The organism is Vibrio sp. 1249-1, from assembly GCF_033340495.1.
In genome coordinates this window covers 1-555 of record NZ_JAWOWJ010000984.1, presented here as the reverse complement: position 1 = coordinate 555, position 555 = coordinate 1, and the positions used below count along the sequence as shown (strand labels likewise).

At 48.1% G+C, this 555-nt stretch carries 1 protein-coding gene; it reads left to right on the top strand.

Features of this window, described 5'->3' with window-relative positions:
• The coding region (locus R7Z50_RS30045) for a phosphoenolpyruvate carboxykinase (ATP) (protein ID WP_318150093.1) at positions 1–555 on the top strand (555 nt) is incomplete at both ends.

Here is a 555-nt window from a genome sequence, read left to right as displayed (position 1 = left end):
ATCTACAACGCGATCCGCCGCGATGCGTTGCTAGAAAACGTAACGGTTCGTAGCGACGGCTCTATCGATTTTGATGACGGCTCTAAGACAGAAAACACACGTGTTTCTTACCCTATCTACCACATCGAAAACATCGTTAAGCCAGTATCAAAAGGCGGTCACGCAAACAAAGTGATCTTCCTATCGGCAGACGCATTTGGCGTGCTACCGCCAGTGTCTAAGTTGACTCCAGAGCAAACCAAATACCACTTCCTATCTGGCTTTACTGCAAAACTGGCTGGCACAGAGCGAGGCATTACTGAACCAACACCAACATTCTCTGCATGTTTTGGCGCAGCGTTCCTAACACTTCACCCAACTAAATACGCAGAAGTACTGGTAAAACGTATGGAAGCCGCAGGTGCAGAAGCATACCTAGTGAACACTGGCTGGAACGGCACAGGTAAACGTATCTCTATCCAAGATACGCGCGGCATCATTGATGCGATCCTAGATGGCTCGATTGAAGATGCGCCAACTAAGCACATTCCAATCTTCAACCTTGAAGTACCGACT